The sequence below is a fragment of the Paenibacillus elgii NBRC 100335 genome (assembly GCF_004000865.1).
In the GTDB taxonomy this organism is placed as follows: domain Bacteria; phylum Bacillota; class Bacilli; order Paenibacillales; family NBRC-103111; genus Paenibacillus_G; species Paenibacillus_G elgii.
In genome coordinates, this window is sequence record NZ_BIMB01000040.1 from 58,695 (window position 1) to 64,694 (window position 6,000).

The 6,000-nt window shown below is 55.6% G+C and carries 3 protein-coding genes; all 3 read right to left on the minus strand.

Annotated elements, in window-relative coordinates:
- Positions 1–22: 22 nt before the first annotated feature.
- The gene (locus PEL01S_RS24525) at positions 23–1,819 is read right to left on the minus strand and encodes an ABC transporter ATP-binding protein (protein WP_239551475.1); all 1,797 of its coding nucleotides are present in this window, start codon (positions 1,817–1,819) and stop codon (positions 23–25) included.
- A 50-nt stretch (positions 1,820–1,869) separates the two neighbouring features.
- On the minus strand, positions 1,870–3,708 hold the full coding sequence (locus tag PEL01S_RS24530; RefSeq protein WP_127462124.1) for an ABC transporter ATP-binding protein: 1,839 nt from the start codon (positions 3,706–3,708) through the stop codon (positions 1,870–1,872).
- A 412-nt stretch (positions 3,709–4,120) separates the two neighbouring features.
- Entirely contained in the window at positions 4,121–5,998 is a 1,878-nt protein-coding gene (locus tag PEL01S_RS24535; protein WP_127462125.1) for a dynamin family protein, read from the minus strand.
- Positions 5,999–6,000: the final 2 nt, after the last annotated feature.

The following is a 6,000-nucleotide window of genomic DNA, read 5'->3' on the forward strand; positions in this document are numbered from 1 at the left end:
ATACCACACCGGCCAATATCTGTTAACCCGTTTCTTTCAAAAAGCGGTACTGCGCTTGAATCAGTCCGTGATAAATACCTTGGTGGTGCATCAGCTCCTCGTGATTGCCCTGCTCCATAATTCGTCCGTGATCCAATACGAGAATATGATCGGCATGACGAATCGTCGACAACCGGTGCGCGATGATGAAGGACGTGCGTCCCGTCATCAGCGTCTTGAGCGCTTCTTGAATTTTCAACTCCGTCTCCGTATCGATGCTGGCCGTCGCCTCATCGAGAATGAGGATGCGCGGGTCCGCCAGAAGCGCCCGGGCGAACGATAGCAGCTGGCGCTGTCCCATCGACAGCACGTTCCCTCTCTCCTGCACCTCGGTATCGTAGCCGTTCGGCAAATTCACGATAAACTCGTGAGCGCGGACAGCCTTGGCCGCCGCCTCCACTTCCTCGTCGGTCGCATCGAGCCGCCCGAACCGGATGTTATCGCGAATCGTCCCGGAGAAAATAAATGTATCCTGAAGCACGATCCCGATCTGCGAACGCAAGCTTTGAATCGTTACATCGCGGATATCGTGACCGTCGATGACAATGCTGCCTCCCGTTACATCGTAAAAGCGGCAAAGCAGGTTAATGATCGTGCTTTTGCCTGAACCCGTATGGCCGACAAGCGCGATCGATTGGCCGGCCTTCACGTTCAGATCGATCCGCTGCAGCGCGTGCCGTCCGGGCTCGTATTCGAACTCCACTTGCTTGAAGTCGATATCTCCGCGAATCGTCGGCAGCGGGCGGGCCGAAGGCTTCTCCGCCACGTTCGGCTGCTCATCGATATATTCGAAGATCCGCTCCGACGAAGCCATCGCAATGAGCATCTGCGAATACATTTGGCCGAGCCGGTTGATCGGCTCCCAGAAGCTGCCGATGTAAGAAGCGAAAGCTACGAACAAGCCGACGGTCATTTCCCCGCTTTGAATGAAATAAGCGCCAAGCAGGAATAAAATAAAGTAGCCGACCGCCCCGGTAACCTCAATGATCGGGTTAAACGACTGGTTCAGGGTCGATGCGCGGTTCCACGATTTATGATTATCCTGGTTCATTTGCTCGAAATAAGCGATGTTCTGCTTTTCCTGCGTGAACGCCTGCGTCACCTTGATGCCCTGGATGCACTCGTTCAAATGAGCGTTAATGCGTGACGTCTTCGTCTGGACGACCTGCCAGGCGCGGCGAATTTTTACGCGAAGCCGTGTCGAAATCAGGAACATGATCGGAACCGTGACAATAATCGCTGCTCCCAGCTTGACATTGTAAAATAATAGGATGAAGATGATGCCGATCAGCTGCACACAGTCGATCAACAGATTGACGACGCCGTTCGTTAGCAAGTCTTGAAGCGAGTTTACATAGTTCGTCACGCGAACGAGAATCGAGCCGGCCGGACGTTTGTCGAAAAATCGGAACGACAGCCGCTGAATATGGCTGAACAAATCGTGGCGCAAATCATAGATGATCCGCTGGCCGATCTCGTTCGTATACCGAATCCGGTAGTTGTTCGCGAGCCATTGAATGACATACAGCACGAACATGGCGCCTACGCAGAGCGCAAGCAGCTTGCCGTCCTTCTGCTTCAGCGCGTTGTCGATCGCAAAGGCGATCAGAAGCGGATTCAGCAGCTTCGTCAGAGCGCCGACGGCCATCATAATCAGGATGACGGGCGCCATCTGCTTCGCATACGGCTTCATATATTTGCCGACGCGCTTGACCTGAACCCAGTCGAACCCTTTGTCAAGCTCCTCGTCGTCTTGATAGACGAACCGGGATTTCAGCAGTTCCTCGCCTTCGGGCTTCGAACCGCCGGATGTATGGTTCCGTTGTCTGTTCAATGGGCAAACCTCCTTACGTTGGCTTGAGAGGCAGCAGCTACTTCCGCCGTCGACTCGTTAGGCTGAGCCAGTTCATCGGTACCAGCATCGGCATCGATCTCTTCCGGCTGATCGGCAAATTGAATTTTGTACGTTTCAAGGTACGGCCCCTCCTGCTTCATAAGCTCGGCGTGGGTGCCCCGCTGCACGATCCGGCCCTCATCCAGCACCAAAATTTCATCCGCATGCTTCAGCGAAGAGATCCGGTGCGCGATGATAAACGTCGTGCGGCCTTTCATCACCTCTTCGAACCCTCGTTGAATTTCGTGCTCGGTTTCCATATCTACGGCGCTCGTGGCATCGTCGAGAATTAAAATTTTCGGATTTTTCAGCAGCGCCCGCGCAATCGCAAGCCGCTGCTTTTGCCCGCCGGATAGGCCCAGACCGCGTTCGCCGACGATCGTATCGTAGCCCATCGGCAGCTCCATGATGAAGTCGTGCGCTTTGGCCAGCTTCGCCGCCTGAATGACCTCTTCCATGGTCACGTCGTCGACACCGTAAGCGATATTGCCTTTGATGCTGGAAGAAAACAGAAACGTCTCCTGGAAAACGATCGCCATTTGACTGCGCAGACTTTCCAGCGTAATGTCGCGAAGGTCCGTTCCATCGAGCGTAATCCGGCCTTCCTTCACATTGTAGGCCCGCAAAAGCAGCTGAATGACCGTCGATTTCCCCGAGCCTGTACCGCCTAGCAGTCCGATGACCGAACCCGCAGGCGCATCCAGATTAAAATCGGTGAGCGCCGGCTGCTTATCCGTATACGCGAAGGTCACGTTGTCGAAACGGACGTGGCCTTGTACCCGATCAGGCTGCAAAACGAGCGCATTCTCTTTATTTTTCACGTGTTCGTATTGATGCAGCACTTCGAGAAGCCGTTCGCCGGCCGCTTTCGATTGCGTGAAGTTGTTGATATGAAAGCCGATGCCCCACATCGGGCCGATGATGTACCAAATCAAGCTGAAGAAAGCGACAAGATCTCCGAGCGAAATGGTTTCGTTCATCACCATCCAGCCGCCGACGCCGAGCAAAATAACCACGCTCAGGTTGGCAAATAGCTCCATCAAAGGAAAATATTTGGCCCAAATGCCTGCGGTCAATACGTTGTTTTCCTTGTAGTTTCCGTTGCGTTCGGAAAATTTGTCGATTTCATGCGGCTCTCTCGCGAACGACTTGACCGTCCTTACCCCGGTGATGTTCTCCTGTACGGAGGTCGTCATGCTGCTCATCGATTGACGGATCGACCGGAACGCCGGATGAATTTTCCCCTCGAAACGGATCGCCGTATAGACGAGGAACGGCATGCAAATCATGGTGAGGAGCGTTAGCTGCCAATTGATCGACACCATCATGATCACGCCAAAAGCGAACATCATGATCACGTTCAAAATCTGGACGAAGCCGAAGCCGATAAAATCCCGTACAGCTTGCAGATCGGCCGTGAGGCGCGACATCAGATCTCCTGTGCGCGCTTTGTCGTAATACTGAAACGACAAGTACTGCAGCTTCCGGTAAAGGGCGGCCCGCAGGTTGAATGCGGTCTGGTTGCCGAGCCGAGCACTGGTCGCGCCGTGCAAAAACTGAAAGGTTGCCTTGACGATCATCACGCCGGCCACGAGAAGCGCCAAGTACGGGACGGCCGAGAACTGCCCTTTCGAAATCACTTCGTCGATCAAGTAGCGAAGCAAATTCGGGTAAACGAGTCCCAGCGCCGTTGCCGTCATCAGGCAAACGATCGAGGCGTACAGAAACCTTCGTTCCGACCAGTAAAACTCCTTCAGCTGCTTAAATACTTCCATGGAGCTCCTCCTTCTCCAGCTTTGCTGCGAGAGCGCTTCCTTTCCGCGCAAAGCCTCTGCCGACACATTTTTTCTCATGGAATACGGCGGTAGAGCCGCAAAAGCAAAAATGGCTTTCGAAGCGGAATGATGGCTCCGAAAGCGTTTCAGCTATGAGAAGAAGTGTAGCATCATCCCCAAGGGGCGGCAAATACGGGTTGCCCCATAATCTTGATTTTCCCAGAGTATTCCTCCATATCGTCACAATATGGAAGCGCAGCGCTACTATTTCTCCCGAATAATACGAAATCGTTGAAATGAAAGCCTTTTCACAAAAACAAAAATCCGAGGTCGCCCGCCATCGGACAACCCCGGATGTAACCGTTCGGAACTCAATAAAAATGAGGCCCATTCCTCTCAAATTATCGTCATTTCATCCAATAAAATTCAACAATTTGCCGTGCTTCGCCTGAAGCTCGTTCAAGTCGATCTTCATCTCTAGCGCTTCCAGCAGTCCTTCGCCATGCTCCTCCAGCGCCTGCCGGAGTCTTGCCGCCAGCTCCTGCATCACGCTTCGCAGCTGCTCCGCGTAAGCTTCCTCCAAAAAGGCCGCTTGCGTATCGGCAAAACGCGTCATCGGCGCGTTCAAGCGGGCTTCCAGCTCCCGGCGCAGCTCCGCTTTCCCGTCTCCTTCGAAGAACTGCTTCGCATTTTTAAAGAAGCCTGCCAGCCACTTCGGCTGCACGTCTGCGGCCTCCAGCATCGCGTTCAGCTCGGGCGTCTTCAGCTTAAACGGCTCAAACCCCGGGGCTTCGAAGGACGGAATTCCCGCGCTCTGGACGGCTTCCGACCAGTTTTTCGAGGCGTCACCCGCCATACGGTTGATTTTGTTCTCGATCCGCAGCGTGGTCGCCAGCACTTCCTGGTTCAAGTCGAAGGAGAGCATCCGCCTCAGATCCTCCCAAGCGGACTGCATAACCGTTTTCGAATCGCGGCGGTCGTCGCGGAATACGGCCGGGTTGAAGGCCGTATTGAACAGATCGCCGAAGCGGTAGGACGTGCGCTGCTTGACATAGTACAGCAGCTCCTGAATTTCCTTGGACAGCTCGCGGGCCTCCGCGTCCGTGTCCGGGGCGGCGAGCCGCTTCTGAGCCTCGGCAAGCGCCGCACGCAGCGCTTCCGCTTGGCGGCGGCGCTCCGAAGCGTCTGCCCTGGCGCTGTCCATCCAGCGCTGGAGCACATCCGCCGCACGGCGGATATCCGCATCGCCCGCCCGGACAGCCATCTCGGTTAACTCCGCAAATGTAAAGCGGACGAACTCCCGCTCAAAGCGCAAAATGCCCGATTGCTCGACCGTCTCCCGGTCCTCCTGGATTTTCCCTTCAAGCGCGTAGTAGCTCGACAGCGGATAAATCCGCGGGTGCCGGATGCCATGCTGGAGCAGGTTCGTTTCGACGTGCTTGACGACCCCTTCCAGCTCTTCGGCGGAGGAAGCCAAATCGGCGGCATTGACGATGAAAAACATTTTATCCAGTTCGAAGCTGTCTTTCACGCGTCCGAGCTGCAGCAAAAACTCTTTATCCGCATGGGAAAACGCATGATTATAATACGTGACGAACAAAATCGCGTCGGCGTTCTTGATGTAATCGAACGCTACGCCGGTATGGCGCGCATTAATGGAATCGGCTCCCGGCGTATCGACCAGCACGACGCCTTGCTCGGTGAGCGGGTTCGCATAGTACAGCTCGATCAGCTCGACGAAGCACGACTTGGCCTCATCAGCGGCATAACGGCCGAACTCATCGGCCGTGACGCGCAGCTCTTGGCCGAGGTGCGGGCTCATCTCCGCCCAGCCTTTCTCGACGGCCTTCAGAAACGCGTAATGCGGCTTGCCCTTGCCCGGAACTTGATCGGCTGCCAGCTTATGAATCGCGGCCAGCGCCTTATCCATCGAATTTACAGTCGCACCCAAAACTTCCAACGAATAAAAGATATCGGAGGCCAGCCGTTCCGACGTTTTCATTCGGATCTTGGCCGTGCCATGCGGCCAGCCCTCTTCCGGGTCCGGCGGCATGATTTTGTTGATCGCCGCGGTCGTCGGATTCGGCGATACCGGCAGCACCCGTTCGCCGATCAGCGCATTGGCGAACGACGATTTGCCCGCGCTGAACGCGCCGAAAAGCGCGATCGTGAAGCGGTTGTTCGCCAGCCGCTCCGCCTTCTCTTCGAGCGAGCGGCGGATGCTTTGCAGCGCCGCGGCGCCAGCCAGCTCCTGCGCGGCACCGCCCAGGCGCGCGGCGGCTTCCTGCAGCC